This window comes from Veillonella sp., from assembly GCF_032470285.1.
Lineage (GTDB): Bacteria > Bacillota > Negativicutes > Veillonellales > Veillonellaceae > Veillonella.
The window spans coordinates 115,787-132,635 of the sequence record NZ_JAWEKP010000003.1 but is presented as its reverse complement, the minus strand read 5'-3'; the positions used below and the strand labels follow the sequence as shown (position 1 = coordinate 132,635).

Annotated in this window: 11 protein-coding genes and 1 other RNA gene; all 12 read left to right on the top strand. The window is 40.2% G+C overall.

Annotated features, from left to right (window positions below):
• Window positions 1-203: 203 nt before the first annotated feature.
• Window positions 204-1,622 (top strand): [FeFe] hydrogenase H-cluster radical SAM maturase HydG, encoded by a 1,419-nt coding sequence (hydG, locus tag E7B10_RS04775; RefSeq protein ID WP_004696428.1) that lies wholly within the window; start codon window positions 204-206, stop codon window positions 1,620-1,622.
• A gap of 194 nt (window positions 1,623-1,816) precedes the next feature.
• A complete protein-coding gene (gene recJ / locus E7B10_RS04770; RefSeq protein WP_287507303.1) occupies window positions 1,817-3,799 on the top strand; it encodes a single-stranded-DNA-specific exonuclease RecJ in 1,983 nt (660 codons plus the stop codon).
• Between the two features lie 11 nt (window positions 3,800-3,810).
• A complete protein-coding gene (locus tag E7B10_RS04765; RefSeq protein ID WP_021148338.1) occupies window positions 3,811-6,051 on the top strand; it encodes a bifunctional (p)ppGpp synthetase/guanosine-3',5'-bis(diphosphate) 3'-pyrophosphohydrolase in 2,241 nt (746 codons plus the stop codon).
• Window positions 6,051-6,686 carry an MBL fold metallo-hydrolase gene (locus tag E7B10_RS04760; RefSeq protein WP_008601381.1) on the top strand — a complete coding sequence of 212 codons (636 nt, stop codon included), beginning with the start codon at window positions 6,051-6,053 and terminating at the stop codon, window positions 6,684-6,686. The genes E7B10_RS04765 and E7B10_RS04760 overlap by 1 nt, the downstream gene beginning before the upstream one ends.
• Before the next feature lie 41 nt (window positions 6,687-6,727).
• The gene (locus E7B10_RS04755) at window positions 6,728-7,216 is read left to right on the top strand and encodes a Fur family transcriptional regulator (RefSeq protein ID WP_008601380.1); all 489 of its coding nucleotides are present in this window, start codon (window positions 6,728-6,730) and stop codon (window positions 7,214-7,216) included.
• On the top strand, window positions 7,209-8,636 hold the full coding sequence (gene hemZ, locus E7B10_RS04750) for a coproporphyrinogen dehydrogenase HemZ (RefSeq protein ID WP_287507306.1): 1,428 nt from the start codon (window positions 7,209-7,211) through the stop codon (window positions 8,634-8,636). The genes E7B10_RS04755 and hemZ overlap by 8 nt, the downstream gene beginning before the upstream one ends.
• Window positions 8,636-9,907 carry a histidine--tRNA ligase gene (hisS, locus tag E7B10_RS04745; RefSeq protein ID WP_279008323.1) on the top strand — a complete coding sequence of 424 codons (1,272 nt, stop codon included), beginning with the start codon at window positions 8,636-8,638 and terminating at the stop codon, window positions 9,905-9,907. Before hemZ ends, hisS begins: the two co-directional genes overlap by 1 nt.
• 8 nt (window positions 9,908-9,915) lie before the next feature.
• Entirely contained in the window at window positions 9,916-11,721 is a 1,806-nt protein-coding gene (gene aspS, locus E7B10_RS04740; protein WP_287507309.1) for an aspartate--tRNA ligase, read from the top strand.
• 80 nt (window positions 11,722-11,801) lie between these two features.
• Window positions 11,802-11,973, top strand: a non-coding RNA gene (ssrS, locus tag E7B10_RS04735) — 6S RNA.
• 245 nt (window positions 11,974-12,218) lie between these two features.
• Complete coding sequence (locus E7B10_RS04730; RefSeq protein ID WP_105086652.1) at window positions 12,219-13,520, top strand: replication-associated recombination protein A; 1,302 nt, start codon at window positions 12,219-12,221, stop codon at window positions 13,518-13,520.
• Window positions 13,521-13,602: 82 nt separating this feature from the next.
• Window positions 13,603-16,347, top strand: a complete 2,745-nt coding sequence (locus tag E7B10_RS04725) for a DNA translocase FtsK (RefSeq protein ID WP_077708565.1) — start codon at window positions 13,603-13,605, stop codon at window positions 16,345-16,347.
• A gap of 48 nt (window positions 16,348-16,395) precedes the next feature.
• Window positions 16,396-16,848 (top strand): helix-turn-helix transcriptional regulator, encoded by a 453-nt coding sequence (locus E7B10_RS04720; RefSeq protein WP_004698676.1) that lies wholly within the window; start codon window positions 16,396-16,398, stop codon window positions 16,846-16,848.
• The last annotated feature ends 1 nt before the right edge of the window (window position 16,849 follow it).

Sequence of the window (16,849 nt, the reverse complement as noted above, 5' to 3'; positions counted from 1 at the left end):
GATTAGAAACTCCCATGATATAAAGGTTGCTTCCTCTTATGAGGTGGCAACCTTTTTGCATGTATCAAATTCCTGTGCTTTTTAGTAGGAATAGTGGTATACTATGTACAGTATCAGTGAAATACCAGAAGACTGGTTGTCATATACTTTCATAAACCTAAAGAGGGGTGGCATTGCCACTAGAAAGATTTGAGGTAAGTACTATGTATGATGTAAAATCTCCAAAGGCGGAGGAATTTATTTCCCATCAGGAAATCCTTGACACACTTGCCTATGCAGAGGAAAACAAGGAAAATCGGGAGTTGTTAGATGCTATTTTAGCGAAAGCTGCTACATTTAAGGGATTAAACCACCGAGAAGCAGCAGTTCTCTTAGAGTGTCCGTTACCTGAATATAAGGAGAAGCTTTTTGCTTTAGCAAAGGAAATCAAGAAGGCTATCTACGGCGATCGTATTGTTCTATTTGCACCGTTATACTTGTCTAACTATTGTATCAATGGATGTGTGTATTGTCCGTACCACTCCAAAAATCGCGATATTAAGCGTAAAAAATTAACGCAAGACCAAATTAGAGAAGAGGTTATTGCGTTAGAAGCGATGGGTCATAAGCGTATCGTAATTGAGTCTGGTGAAGATCCTCTTAATAATCCACTGGAATATATTTTGGAATCCATCAAGACGATTTACGGTATCAAAAATAAAAATGGTGAAATCCGCCGTGTAAACGTAAATATTGCAGCTTGTTCCGTTGAGGACTACAAAAAATTACATGAAGCTGGTATTGGCACATATACATTATTCCAAGAAACATATAACAAAGAAAACTATGAAGCTTTACATCCTACAGGCCCTAAGAGCGACTACGCCTACCATACAGAGGCGATGGACCGCGCTATGCAAGGTGGTATTGATGATGTAGGCATCGGTGTTCTTTATGGTTTGGAACATTATAAATATGATTTCGTTGGATTGTTGATGCACGCTGAACATTTAGAGGCTGTGTATGGGGTAGGTCCACATACTATTTCTGTACCTCGTATTTGTCCAGCTGATGATATCGATGTAGATGATTTCAGTAATGCTGTGCCTGATGATGTATTTGAAAAAATTGTTGCTCTTATCCGCGTCTCCACACCGTATACAGGTATGATTATGTCCACTCGTGAAAGTCAGTCCATGCGTGAACGTGGCTTGGCATTAGGTATCTCCCAAATTAGTGGTGGATCTCGTACTAGCGTAGGTGGTTACAAAGAAGAAGAAAAGCCAGAAGATAATACGGCACAATTCGATCGTAGTGATACGCGTACATTAGATGAAATCGTTAACTGGTTGCTAGACCTTGGGTATGTTCCAAGCTTCTGTACTGCTTGTTATCGTGCAGGTAGAACTGGGGATCGATTCATGGCTCTTGCAAAATCCGGTCAAATTCACAACTGTTGTCAACCAAATGCGTTGATGACATTGAACGAATATATCATGGATTACGGCAATGATGAAACTAAGGCTCATGGTTCTAAGGTTATTGAACAACAGTTAGAAAACATCAAAAATGATTTAGTTAAAGATAAAGCTAAAGCTTATATTGCACAGATGAAAGACGGCGAACGGGACTTCCGGTTCTAAGGAATTCACTGATATGGAGCCTCCTATTGATAATGGGAGGCTCTTTCTTGTTGAGAAAATATCAAGCTTTAAATGAGAATAAAATATATAAAATAGTTTATTTTATTTGCATTTTAAGGTATAATAAATAAAAATGATAATGATAATACGTTGAATTCAAGAATAATATTGATTATAAACTACTGAGGGATATGATGATTAAGAAAAAACGTTGGCGCCTTTGTAAAGGTGATCAAGAGAAAGAGAATATCTTAATCCGTGAACTTGGTGTAAACCCTATTGTGGCTAAATTAATGGTGAATCGTCACATTGATGTAGACGAAGGTCGTCAGTTTTTACAAGGTACTTTGTCAGATTTGTTAGATCCATTTACATTAAAAGATATGGATGTGGCTGTTTCACTAGTTATGGAAACAATTGAAAGTCACAAACCAATCGTCATTTATGGTGATTATGATGTAGATGGTATTACTGCAACATCAGTACTTTATCGATTTTTAAAGAAATTAGGTGCCGATGTTACCTATTACATACCAGAACGTCAAAGTGAAGGGTATGGCCTCAATTTAGAGGCTTTAGAGCACCTTATTGAACGGGGAACAGCTTTAGTCATTACCGTTGACTGCGGCATTAGCTCTTACGATATTGTAGAGGCTGTACGAAACCGTATCGATATGATTATTACGGATCACCATACGGCGCCTGATATGATTCCACGAGCCAAGGCCGTTATAAATCATAAGCAAAAGGACTGTCCATATAAGGATAAAAACTTATCTGGAGTAGGTGTTGCTTTTAAGTTATGCCAAGCCTTGTGGCTTACAAAGCGCGGAGAATGGTACTTAGATGATTTAGATATCGTTGCACTTGGTACTGTGGCCGATGTAGTGCCTTTGGTCGGTGAGAACCGTATCATTGTAAAATCAGGCCTTGAGAAGATGAATAGGGAACCTAACTTGGGGATCAAAAAGCTTATTGATGTAGCTGGGCTCCATGAACGAACTATTACATCTGGACATATTGGTTTTACCTTAGCACCTCGTCTTAATGCAGCGGGTCGCGTAACGCATGCAACGCGTGCGGTCGAACTACTTGTGACCGATGACGAGGATATAGTAGAGGCAATTGCGGCGGAACTAAATGAAACGAATCGTGAACGACAAGAGTTAGAACGAAATATTCATGAGTTGGCTCGTGTTGATGTAGCTAATCAAGGACATAAAGCTGATTATGTAACTATTGTGGCCGGCGAAGAGTGGCATCCAGGAGTCATTGGTATTGTTGCTTCTCGTCTAGTAGAGGAGTTTTACAAACCAACCTTAGCCATCAGTATTCATGATGGCATTGGTAAAGGCTCGTGCCGTAGTATAGATGGCTTTAACATATATGATGCATTAAAATCTTGTGAGGATATCTTGCTACAGTTTGGCGGGCATGCTGCGGCAGCAGGCTTTAGCATCGATGCAAATCGTATTGATGAGCTACGAGAACGGTTAACCAAGTATTGCAAAGCAGTTATTACAGAAGAGGAATATATTCCTGTGGTTGCTATTGATGCGGAACTACCTGTTGATGATATCGATGTCGATATCATTGACCGCGTATCAGACCTTGAACCTTATGGGATGGCCAATAGCACGCCAGTCTTTGCTATTATGGAAGCTACCGTGCAAGATATTATGCTCATGGGGCAATTAAAAAATCACTGTAAGGTAATTTTTGCAACTTCGAATGGTACATTAGATGCTATAGCTTGGAATCGTCCAGATTTATTTAGATCTATCTTCGTGGGAACTGTGGTAAAAGTGGCATTTTCTTTGCAAAAGAATGAATGGCAAGGTCTGGTTTCTCCGCAGCTTATGATTCAAGCTATTGAACCGTTGACTGAAGAGCCGATTAAGCTTTCTACAGAAGGACTTAGACAAATGTATGTCATAATAAAACAGTCCATGCGAGGTCGCAGTCAGTCGGTTTATAATGTTGAACAAGATATATTGCGTCGCAAGCCGGCAGATCAGAATAATCGCAGTGCTCTAACATCTATCGATGTATTTAAAGAATTGGGCATTGTTGAAGAATATACAAGTGATGATGGTCAATTAATGCTTAGATGGAATGCCATTGAAGGAAAATTAGATCTTGTCACATCCGTAACATTCCTTACTTATAGTGTATAGGAGGTGACATCATGACAACTGTAAATGAAGAAGGCAAAGCTTTGGTGGAACAAACTACTTTTGATAAAGGTAAAGCCTTAGCTGAGTTTATGGAGTATATCCATACTTATTTAACAGATGATGAGTGTGATCAAGTATTGAAAGCTTTTGAGCTTGCTGACAAGGCTCACGAAGGGCAGTTTAGAGCTTCCGGTGAACCATATATCATGCATCCGCTGGCTGTAGCTGATATTTTGGCACATTTACAAATCGACCATATTACACTCATGGCAGCTCTTATGCATGATGTGGTCGAAGATACATCTTACTCGAAGGAAGACCTAGAGGAGATGTTTGGTTCTGAAGTAGCATTCCTCGTTGATGGGGTAACAAAATTAAACCAATTCCAGTATGAAACAAAAGAAGATCGTCAAATGGAAAACTATCGAAAGATGATTTTAGCCATGGCGAAGGATGTACGTGTCGTAGTTATTAAATTGGGTGACCGCTTACACAACATGCGCACATTAAAGCATATGCGTAGTGACAAACAAAAACGTATTGCTAAGGAAACCCTAGAAATCTTTGCACCTTTGGCACATCGTCTCGGTATCTTCAATGTGAAATGGGAGTTGGAAGATTTATCCTTCCGTTATTTAGAGCCGGAAAAATACTATGATCTAGTCGATCAAATGAAACAAAAACGCCAAGTTCGGGAAGACATCGTTAATGATACGATGAGGCAACTTACAAAGGCCTTAAGCGAAGCTCATATCAAGGCGGATATCAAAGGTCGTCCAAAACACTTCTACAGTATTTATAAGAAGATGAAAAAGGACAATCGCGATTTATCCCAAATTTATGATTTGCTTGCCGTTCGTGTAATCGTTGATAGCATCCCTGATTGTTATGCGGTGCTTGGCATTGCTCATAGCTTGTGGAAGCCATTGCCTTATCGCTTCAAAGATTATATTTCCATGCCGAAGTCTAATATGTATCAATCTTTGCATACAACCGTTATCGGCACGATGGGGCAACCGGTAGAGATTCAAATTCGTACTTGGGAAATGCACCGCGTATCTGAATATGGTGTGGCTGCTCACTGGCGATATAAAGAAGGAAATAAAAACGGCGATAAAGAATTTGATCAAAAGGTTGCATGGCTACGCCAGGTTCTTGAATGGCAAGATACTAGTAATCCAACGGAACTCGTTAATGCTTTGAAATTAGACGTTTTCTCTGGTGAGGTATTTGTATTCACGCCAAAGGGTGACGTTGTTAAGTTGCCAATAGGCTCTGTACCGCTTGACTTTGCCTATCGAGTTCATACCGATGTAGGTCATCATTGTGTAGGCGCTAAGGTAAACGGCAAAATTGTACCGCTGGATTATACCTTGCAAAATGGTGATATTGTTGATATTATCACATCCAAAACAGGTCGTCCTAGCCTCGACTGGTTGAATATCGTAGGTTCTTCTGAAAGTAAGAGTAAAATTCGCAATTGGTTCAAGCGTGAAAATAAAGCTGAAAATATTGAAAAAGGCTTAGAAGCTCTTGAAAAAGAAGCGAAACGATTGAATCATAATTGGAAAGAATTATGTGCAGACAACCGTTTACAACATGTAACGAAACAACTTAAAGCCGGTACAGAAGAGGAAATGTTTGCAGCCTGTGGCTATGGCGGCATTCCTGTAAGCACTGTTCTTTTGCGTTTAATTGAACTTTATAAAAAGTCTAAAGAGGTAGAGGAATCTAAGCGCAGCACAGAGCAAATTATCGAGAAATTAAAATCTCAAGGACAAAAGAAAACTAAAAATGGCACTGGTGTTCTCGTAAAAGGTGAAGCTGGTGTGATGGTGCGTATGGCAAAATGCTGTAATCCTGTACCTGGTGATGATATTATAGGTTACATAACCCGTGGTCGTGGCGTTTCTATTCATCGCTGTGATTGCCCTAGCATGGGCCATTCTCCTGAAGACTTAGAGCGGATGATAGAAGTCTCTTGGGACGGTTCTTCTGGCGAATCTTTCCACGTAGGTATTGATATTCAGGCTTATGATCGAGCTGGTATTCTCATGGAAGTTATGGCGGTGCTTTCAGAATTGAAAATCACCATTACTAACATCAATGCTAAGGTTCAAGAGGATACAAAAAATGTAAGCATCAATTTGGTGGTTGATATCCGCGATATTTCACAACTAGATTTCGTAATGACTAAATTGCGTCGTATTCGTGAAGTTTATACTGTTCAACGTAGTAAAGGAGGGGCTTAATGAGCGAACAACAATTAGTACTTATGCGCATGCCTTTAGGTCCATTAGGAACAAATTGCTATGTTATCGGTGATAAAGCGATAGGTGAAGCTTTCATTATCGATCCTGCAACAGCTGAAGTACTAGATGCGCTAAAAAAACATGACTTAAAGCCTAAGGCGGTTGTACTGACACATGGTCATGGAGATCATATTGGTGGTATTCAAGAGATTGTGAATACCTATCACGTACCTGTATATATTCATAAGGGCGATGTACCGTATTTATCTGATCCTGAACTTAATCTTAGTGCTTATAGCAATCCAACGCCAATTATGGTAAAAGCGGAAATCATCGAGGTTAAACAAGGTGATCACATTACATGTGGTGATATTGATCTTGAGGTGCTTGAAACACCAGGTCATACGCCAGGAGGTGTGTGTTATTACATGGAAGGTCTTGTGTTTGTAGGGGATACTTTATTTAGAGATTCCGTAGGCCGTACAGATTTTCCAAATGGCTCTTATGAGACTCTGATATCATCTATTAAGACTCAGCTTTATACATTGCCTGATAATACAATGGTTTATCCTGGTCATGGACCGGAAACAAATATAGGGTATGAAAAACAATACAACCCATTCGTTGGTCAGTAGGTTTAAACGAATTATTTTTTACAGTCGAGGGGAAATTTATCATGAACACAACATTAGAAAAATTAAAAGAACGCATTAAAGACAAAAAGTACAAATTGACCACACAACGTCAAACAATCTTGCAAGCATTTATCGATGCTGAAGAAAATCATTTGAGTGCTGAAGATGTATATGTTCTTGTAAAAGAGGTAGCACCTGATATCGGGTTGGCAACAATTTACAGAACTCTTGATCTCTTCACAGAACTTGATTTGTTAAAACGTCTTGATTTTGGTGATGGCCGTAATCGTTATGAATTAAATGACGAAGAGTTCGCTCATTTCCATCACCATTTGATCTGCGTAAAATGTGGTAAAGTATCCGAGTTTGAAGATGACATGCTTGAAACATTGGAGTCTATCATCGCTAAGAAATTAAACTTCCGTACCATTGATCATCAATTGAAAGTATATGGTTACTGTAGTGATTGCCAAAATCATATGACTGAAGCAGAATTAGAAAAGCTTGAGCGTATGTCCCATCATGGTTAATGGATATCTATATACGGGTCCATTACCACTTGGCTCCGTAGTAGCTCATAACTGTGGCGCGGCAGGACTCTTTTCTGATAAGGTACATCCAGAGGTTATCCTTGAAGCGCATGAAGTGGAAGGAATATATACATTAACTGTTACTATTGGTGATACAATTAAGATTTTTGAAGGCCCTGTTTCCTCTATGGGGCGTCGTCAAATTGGACAAGCCTTGTTGCGCTATTTGCGTGAATATCAAGGATTACCTGCTGAGGCTCCATGGGGAACCATGGTAGGTGTGCGCCCTACAAAGCTACTACATAAATATATAGATACATATGGCTCTGTCCACGCAGCAACTCGTCACATTAGGGACGAGTTTTCTGTGTCTATGGAAAAGCTTGCTACTTTGGGGTCCATTGGCGAATATCAACGTCCGTTTTTATCTGATACAGATGATAAAAAGGTAAGTCTCTATTGTGGTATTCCTTTCTGCGATACGCGTTGCGTATATTGCTCGTTTCCATATGGTCTCTACCAGGATTATGCTGGTAAAAGTCAATTTCTAAGGGCTTTAAACCGTGATATAGAAGATATGAAATCTATTGTTGATTCCTATAATCTAACAGTAGATACTCTCTATATGGGCGGCGGCACTCCAACAGTGCTAGAGGATGAAGACTTTCACCAAGTCCTAAAACTGTTGTCTATACTTGTGCCAGAAGGACATGAGTTTACCGTAGAAGCGGGGCGGCCAGATTCTGTGAATCCTGTAAAACTACAATCTATGTTAGAGCTAGGTGTAAATCGTATCAGCATTAACCCACAAACGATGCAAGATGATATTTTGCGGCGCATTGGACGCGGTCATAGTGCATGGGATATTGATGAGCTTTTACAATATGTAAAAAACAATACATCATTAGCCGTAAATATGGATTTTATTGCAGGCTTGCCTAACCAAACAATGCCAAATATGATAGAGAATATGGATTATGTATGTCAAAATCTGCCGGAAAATGTTACAATTCATACGTTAGCATTAAAACGTGGTAGTCCGTTGTACGATTTACATATGGAAGATGATATTCCTGAAGAACATCTCATGGCGGAAATGGTACAATATGGTAAAGAGCGTCTTGAAGCAGCTGGTTATGTGCCATATTATTTATATCGCCAACAATATATGAGAGGGCAGTTAGAGAATATTGGCTATACCTTGCCTGGCAAAGCGTGTGAATATAATATTCAGATCATGGAAGAACGGCAGAGTATTCTATCTATGGGGCCTGGCAGCTCGTCTAAGTGGATGCGAGCCCCTGAATATCGTCAACTTAAACAGCATATGCCAAAAGACGTAGATGTTTATCACGAAACGATAGATGCACTTTTAGAGAAACGACATAGAATTTGTGAAAGATTTTGGGAGGTTGTGTAATGGCTATAAGAAAACCAAGAGGTACACAAGACTTTTTGCCAGAACAGATGATACATTGGCATTATATTGAACAACGTATGCGCGAAATTTGTAAAGTATATGGGTTCAATGAAATTCGCACACCTGCCTTTGAAGAAACTAAATTATTCTTACGCGGTATCGGTGAGACTACAGATGTAGTACAAAAAGAGATGTACACCTTTACCACTGGTGATGACGGTGGTTCTAGCTTTACCTTACGCCCTGAAAATACGGCGTCTGCTGTGCGCGCATACTTAGAAAATAAAGTATATGGTAAAGAAGGTCTCACAAAATGGTATTACATGGGCCCTATGTTCCGTCATGATAAACCGCAAGCGGGTCGTTATCGTCAATTCCACCAATTTGGTGCAGAGGTACTAGGTTCGCAATCTCCAGTGGTAGATAGTGAAGTTATCTGCATGGTTGTACAGTTATTAAAAGACTTTGGTCTTAAAGATCTCAATGTAGAGGTGAACTCCGTAGGTTGTCCAACATGTCGCCCTGTATACCGCGAAAAATTAATCGCCTTCTTTGAACCAAAAAAGGAACAATTATGTAGCGATTGCCAAGAACGGTTGTACAAAAATCCTTTGCGCATACTGGATTGTAAAAATGAAACATGTAAATCCTTGTCCGTAGGTGCTCCTGAAATTCACGAACATTTATGTGAAGAGTGTCATGATCATTTTGAAGAATTGAAAACCTATTTAACTGCAGCTAATGTGCAATATACTTTAAATCCTCGTCTCGTACGTGGCCTTGATTACTATACAAAGACAGCCTTTGAGGTACAATATACTCCTTTAGGTGCTCAAAGTGCTGTAGCCGGTGGTGGCCGTTACGATGGTCTCGTAGAAGAGCTCGATGGACCTCATACTCCAGCTATCGGTTTTGCTATGGGCATGGAGCGTTTACTATTAGCTCTTGAAAAACAAAACTTATTGCCTGAGCCAACTGTAGAACCATCTGTATTCGTAGTCGCTCTTGGTGATGCGGCTAAGGTAGAGGCTTTCAAAATTTGCCAAGCCTTACATGATGAATATATTACCGTTGAAATGGACGGGCAGGGCAAGAGTATGAAGGCACAATTAAAATACGCTAACAAAATTAATGCGAAATATGTTATTATATTGGGTGATGATGAATTGGCTCGTAAAGAAGCCATAATTCGATTCATGGATACTAGTGAACAAGAGACTGTATCTCTTGATACAGTGGCTGAACGTATAACTTCTTTGGTGAAAGGATGACAATTAGAATGGAAACAATGCAAGGCTTACACCGTACGCACGGTTGTGGCACCATCTCTGAACAAGAGGTAGGTAAAGAGGTCGTATTATGTGGATGGGTTGAACGCCGTCGTGACCATGGTGGTTTGATTTTCTTGGATTTACGCGATCGTTCTGGTGTAGTACAAGTAGTGGCATCCCCAGATCATAACGTAGAATCGTTCCACAAAGCAGAGGATGTTCGTAATGAATATGTGCTTTGTGTACGTGGTAAGATTACAAAACGTGATGAGGCTGCTATTAATCCAAACCTTCCTACAGGTGCATACGAAATGTTCTGTGAAGAGTTGCGCGTATTGAATTCCGCTAAAACTCCTCCTTTCTATATCCAAGATGATATCGATGTAGATGAAAATATTCGCTTGAAATATCGTTACCTTGACTTACGTCGTCCAGAAATGCAACGCAACTTGATTTTGCGTCACAAAGTAACTAAAGCAATGCACGACTTCTTCGATAGCCGCGATTTCTTGGAAATTGAAACGCCAATGCTTACTAAATCTACACCAGAAGGCGCTCGTGACTATCTAGTGCCGTCTCGTGTAAATGCTGGTACATTCTATGCGTTGCCACAATCTCCACAAATTTTCAAACAAATCTTGATGGTTGCTGGTTATGAAAAATATTTCCAAATCGTTCGTTGCTTCCGCGATGAAGATTTGCGCGCAGACCGTCAACCTGAGTTCACTCAGCTCGACTTAGAAATGTCCTTCGTTGATGAAGAAGATATTTATGCATTGCTTGAAGAGATGATTGCTCATGTATTTAAAACTGCATTAGGTAAAGAAATTTCTTTGCCTATGCCTCGTATTACATGGGACGAAGCAATGGATAAATACGGCTCTGATAAGCCGGATCTTCGTTTTGATATGGCGTTTACTGATGTAACTGATCTTGTAAAAGATACAGAATTCAAAGTATTCCGCTCTGTAATCGACAATGGTGGCGTAGTTAAAGGTATTGTTGTACCTGGTGATGCTGGCATTCCTCGCCGTGAACTTGACGACCTTGTTGAATATGTAAATCGTTACGGCGCCAAAGGCCTTGCATGGGCTTGCTTCAACGAAGATGGTTCTATCAAGTCTCAAATCATGAAGTTCTTAGGTGAAGATACAATTCGCAATATCGGTGAAAAAATGGGCGCTAAAGGTGGCGACCTCGTATTGATGATTGCTGATAAACCTGCAACTGTGGCACGTGCATTAGGCGAATTGCGCCTTGAAATGGCACGCCGCATGAACATGATTGATCCAGATAAATTGGCATTCACATGGGTAACTGATTTCCCTATGTTCGAATATAATGAAGACGAAAAACGTTATGTGGCAATGCACCATCCGTTCACAATGCCACGCCATGCGGATCTTGATAAATTGGAATCCGATCCTGGCAGCGTAAAAGCGATTGCTTACGACATGGTATTGAATGGCGTAGAAATCGGTGGCGGTTCCTTGCGTATCTACCAAGCTGACGTACAAGAAAAAGTATTCAAAGCAATTGGTTTGTCCATTGAAGAAGCACGATCTAAATTCGGCTTTATGCTTGATGCATTCCAATATGGTGCACCTCCTCATGCAGGCTGTGCATTTGGTTTAGATCGTCTTGTTATGTTGATGGCAAAACGTCAATCTATCCGCGACGTAATCGCATTCCCTAAAACTCAATCTGCTTCTGATATCATGAGCCAAGCTCCATCTGAAGTAGAACCAAAGCAATTAAAAGAGTTGCATATTAAACCAGATGTAGAAGAAGAACAAGAGCAATCTTTAGTGTAAAAACATAGGCAAGAATTGATTAAAATCGAAATGTCAAGACTTGTTAATTGCTAATCTTTCTGATACTATTTAAGTATAAGATATCCCTGCCATGTGCGTGTGATATCGCAGTTTTGAGCCAACACATTTACTTTGGGAGTCTGAACTCTCGTCTGAACGTTACGCCCTTACGGGACAACTGCAGGATGAGGAGGACACCCACCTGCCCTTGCAGGATCAAAACGCGGTACATTACGGCATGGTGGGGCTTTTTTGCGTGTAAAAATAGACTGAAATATCATATACTATAAATATATCTTTGGTAAGAATTTAAACTTTTTAAAATCTTAAGAGTCTTAAATGTCATAAACGTTATAAATGTCTTGCCAATATTATCAGTGTTACCGAGTTACTGATGTTATTAGGCTTTTATGACAGGGAAGTAATTGTTTTTTTGATTGAATAGTTATAGATATTAAAATACGATAGTTAAACTGGGTGCGAATTGAGGTGATAGAATGGATAGTTTATTTGATATGACACCTACAAATACATACGAGCCACTTCCTGTACGAATGCGTCCTACTAAACTGGATCATTTATATGGTCAAGAGAAGGCCATAGGGAAGGGGACTTTCTTGCGTGCTATGGTAGAGAAGGATACAATACCATCTATGCTTTTTTATGGTCCTTGTGGAACGGGTAAGACTACATTAGCCGGAATCATAGCTAAGGTGAGTAATAGTCATTTTGTAAACCTGAATGCTACTAACGCCGGTATTGGTGAGTTGCGGACCATCATTGAAGATGCGCGTAAACGAGTTCGCTCTTTACAACAACGCACAATTCTATTCCTTGATGAAATTCATCGTTTTAATAAAAGCCAACAAGATGTGTTGTTACCCTGTGTAGAGGATGGCACTATTATCCTTATTGGTGCTACTACAGAGAATCCATTCTTTGAGGTTAATAGACCGTTATTATCTCGTTTGCGTCTTATTACATTAGAAGCACTTACACCAAAGGCTATTGGTCAAATTTTACGTCGCGCCATTACCGATGAAGAAGTGGGATTAGGCAAACGCCATCTACAGGTAACGGATGAAGTTCTGGAAGATGTGGGGATTTTCGTCAATGGTGATGGACGTATGGCCCTTAATATTCTTGAACAAGCAGCAGCTATGGTTCCCGATGAGGGGACGATTACTATTGAGGTTCTTGAAAAGGTCGTAGGTCGTCGCATATATACATATGATAAAAAAGGCGATAGTCATTACGATACAATTTCAGCTTTTATTAAAAGTATGCGTGGATCCGATGTGCAAGCAACGGTACATTATTTAGCACGCATGATTGAAGCTGGAGAGGATCCTAATTTCATTGCTCGTCGTATTGTTATTTGTGCAGCAGAGGATGTAGGACTTGCGGACCCACAAGCTCTTATACTTGCTAATGCAGCGGCTCAAGCGGCTCATATGGTAGGTTTTCCTGAGGCGCGCATTATATTATCTGAGGCTGCGTGCTATGTTGCTCTCGCACCTAAAAGTAATTCTGCTTATGTAGCTATTGATGCCGCGATATCTGATGTGCGACATAAGGATTGTGGACAAGTACCTGATCATTTGAAAGATAGTCACTATAGCGGGGCTAGTAAATTAGGTCATGGGAAAGCTTATAAGTATGCTCATAATTATCCTAATGGATATGTAAAACAGCAGTATTTACCAACGCCTCTAGTTGATGCAACCTACTATAAGGGCATAAAGAGAGGGACTGAGGAACAGTTACTTCACGACTGGGAGAAACGTTGTAAAAATTAACTTAATATTACGATATATGCTATAATATAATGATAAGTTAATTTACTGTAATGTTATATAAGTAAGGGGTTTGTATAGATTTATGGCAGAAGAAAATACTTCCACCAAAAGACGCAACACACGCCGTAAGCGAACAAGTACAAAACAGCAATCAAAGTCTCAAAGCTTTTCTTTGCGCAGCGAAGTGAAAGGCCTTATTGTCATTGCCTTTGCTGTGATTTCCTTTCTGGGCTTTTTTGGCTTTGAACTCGGCCTTGTAGGACAGATTTTAACAGGTATATTCCGTTATGGCTTTGGCCTAGGGGGTATTATTCCTTGTTTATGCGTTTTCTGGTTAGGTTGGAGATTATTATATAAGGATACATTTATTTCCATTACAAAACGAGGGGTTGTAATGACCTTGTTTTTCCTATTTTTGTTAGCTCTTGTTCCCTTGTGGCGCGTTCCTGAGGGGCAGGAACTCATTACTACACAACTAGCTAATCAAGGTGGTTTCGTAGGTGGTGCAATTGCTACATTCCTTCGTACACTGTTAGGTAATCTAGGGGCTATTATTCTTGATGTATTCTTACTCATAGCTTTTGGATTACTGGTGACACGTTTGTCTTTGCGCAGTGGATTACAGAAGGCCGCGGACAAAACACAGGTTGGCCTTGATGTTGCAAAAGAGGTAGCTGCTGAGAAGGTTGCTGTTGCAAAAGAAGTCTTTGAAGATTGGAATGAACAACGTAAAGAAGCAGCAGAACAGCGTAAAGCTTATAACAGGGAAAAAGATACACGTTTTGCTGATGCGGCAGATCAAGCATTAGATGCATTGGAAAAACAAGGCATTGCTACAGGAAGAGACCTCTTTGACTCTACTACAGCTGTAGATGTTGATCCTATTGAAGATACAGTTACTACTATGGAGTCACAAAAAACTCCTACATCTTGGAAGGAATTGGCTGAGATAGAAGCACGTAATCGTGCGGCTGAGCAATTGGCTAATATATCTGGAGCATTTGGTGATACGAAGTCTTATGAAGCTGATGATTTTGAACAATTCTCCGATATACATAGATCTACGAGTGATGATTATGTATATGTTCCAGATGAGGACTATTCATATACACCAGATGAAGAGTATTCAGATGAGGTTGAAACTGTAGAAAATTCTGATGATGAAGAACCAAAATTCTCTTATCAAAATACAACAATAGGCCCATTAGAAACGAATCACGGTGCTATTGCCTCCGCTGTGCCAGGAACGGGTGCAGCTGCAAGCTCTGTAAGTGCTGGAGCTGGTATGGCAGGTATGGGTTTACAAGTACCGTCCATTATTAGTACTACAGAAGATACGGCGCAAGTAGCTGTATCTAAAGATGGACAGATTCATCGGTCCTATGATAGACCTTACCATTTCCCAAGCCTAGATATTTTGGCGAAAGGGAAGGGGAGTCAAAACAATGGTGAAGAAGTAGCACAAAATGCGATGATGCTTGAACATGTATTGAGTGACTTTGGTATTACTGCAAAGGTTGTTAATGCTACACAAGGCCCAACTGTTACACGTTATGAAATTGAACCTGCACCAGGCGTGAAAGTGAGTCGTATCGTTAATTTAACAGATGATATTGCCCTCAATTTGGCAGCACAACATATTCGTATGGAGGCTCCGATTCCAGGGAAATCTGCCATCGGTATTGAGGTCCCTAATAAAACGACAGAAGCCGTTCATTTACGCGATGTACTTGATTGCAGTGACTTTAAAGATGCTCGTGGAGGTATTCCTGTCGGTCTTGGTAAGGATATTGCAGGAAAGCCTGTTATTACAGACCTTGCGAAGATGCCTCACTTGCTCGTAGCTGGTACAACTGGTTCTGGTAAATCCGTATGTGTAAATACATTAATTTCTAGTATTCTCTTTAGCCGCAAACCGGAAGAGGTTAAGTTATTATTAATCGACCCTAAGATGGTTGAATTGTCTATTTACAATGGAATTCCGCACTTGATGGCTCCAGTTGTAACGGATATGAAAAAAGCAGCAGCTGTATTGCGTTGGGCCGTTCGTGAAATGGAGGCTCGTTATAAGGCGTTTGCTGCATCTGGTAAACGTGATATCAAGAGCTATAATGAAGCGCATCCTAAGGCTGCTATGCCGCTAATCGTGTTGATTATCGACGAGTTAGCTGACCTTATGATGACGGCTCCTGATGATATTGAAGAATCTATTAGTCGTTTAGCACAAATGGCTCGTGCCGCAGGTATTCACATGGTTCTTGCTACACAGCGGCCATCTGTTAACGTTATTACCGGTTCTATCAAGGCCAATGTACCAAGCCGTATTTCTTTTGCTGTAGGCTCTCAAATTGACTCCCGTACCATTCTTGATATGGCAGGAGCAGAGAAACTATTGGGTAAAGGGGATATGTTATTTGCTCCGATTGGTGCAAATAAACCTATTCGTGTACAAGGAGCCTTCATTTCTGATGATGAGGTAGAAAAACTTGTAGAGTTTGTGAAAGCTCAACGAGAACCAGAATATGATAATACGGTAACTCAAGAAGTGGAAAAGGAAGCTGAAAAAGAATCTTCTGATGCTAATGATGTTTACCGCGATGAATTATTAGAGCGAGCTGTCAATCTCGTTATGGAATCTGGTCAAGCTTCCGTATCGATGTTGCAACGTCGTTTCCGCATAGGTTACACCCGTGCGGCACGTCTTGTAGATACAATGGAAGACCTTAAAATCGTTGGCCCTAGCATGGGCAGTAAGGCTCGAGAAATTTTAATGAGTCCTGAACAAGCTAAGGCTAGATATTTCTCCGATTCCAATGATGAGCAATAATTAGCTAATTACTATATGAATATTACGTAGATTTAGAAAGGAACGAAAATGGCTGAATTAGGCGAAGAATTACGACGTGAACGGGTAAGACGTAATCTAACCTTTAAAGATGTGGAGCAAGTGCTGCACATTAAAACAACCTATTTAGAGGCTATCGAAGATGGTAACTATGATATCATTCCTGGTCAAGTCTACGTAAAAGGTTTTATTCGAAACTATGGTAACTACTTAGATCTTGATGGGGATCGCTTGGTAAAAGTATATCAGGGCCAAGTAGGGGACATAGATACCTTTTCTTTACGTTCTGTTACAAGACGGAAGGCTCAAGCAACTCCTAATTTGGTACAAAGTGAGTTTGTTGAATACCAAACATCTAAAAAGCGTATGTCCTTAGAAACGCGTCAACGAAAACGTCAACGCTCTATTGTACAAGAACGCATTATTTTAGGGATTATTTTAGTTTGTATGGCATTATTTTTACTATGGTTATTCCTGTTCTAGT

Coding starts and splice junctions, on each gene's coding strand:
- E7B10_RS04755 (WP_008601380.1), top strand. CDS start 6,728: ATGAACACAACATTAGAAAAATTAAAAGAACGCATTAAAGACAAAAAG.
- E7B10_RS04725 (WP_077708565.1), top strand. CDS start 13,603: ATGGCAGAAGAAAATACTTCCACCAAAAGACGCAACACACGCCGTAAG.
- E7B10_RS04760 (WP_008601381.1), top strand. CDS start 6,051: ATGAGCGAACAACAATTAGTACTTATGCGCATGCCTTTAGGTCCATTA.
- hisS (WP_279008323.1), top strand. CDS start 8,636: ATGGCTATAAGAAAACCAAGAGGTACACAAGACTTTTTGCCAGAACAG.
- E7B10_RS04730 (WP_105086652.1), top strand. CDS start 12,219: ATGGATAGTTTATTTGATATGACACCTACAAATACATACGAGCCACTT.
- aspS (WP_287507309.1), top strand. CDS start 9,916: ATGGAAACAATGCAAGGCTTACACCGTACGCACGGTTGTGGCACCATC.
- recJ (WP_287507303.1), top strand. CDS start 1,817: ATGATTAAGAAAAAACGTTGGCGCCTTTGTAAAGGTGATCAAGAGAAA.
- E7B10_RS04720 (WP_004698676.1), top strand. CDS start 16,396: ATGGCTGAATTAGGCGAAGAATTACGACGTGAACGGGTAAGACGTAAT.
- hydG (WP_004696428.1), top strand. CDS start 204: ATGTATGATGTAAAATCTCCAAAGGCGGAGGAATTTATTTCCCATCAG.
- E7B10_RS04765 (WP_021148338.1), top strand. CDS start 3,811: ATGACAACTGTAAATGAAGAAGGCAAAGCTTTGGTGGAACAAACTACT.
- hemZ (WP_287507306.1), top strand. CDS start 7,209: ATGGTTAATGGATATCTATATACGGGTCCATTACCACTTGGCTCCGTA.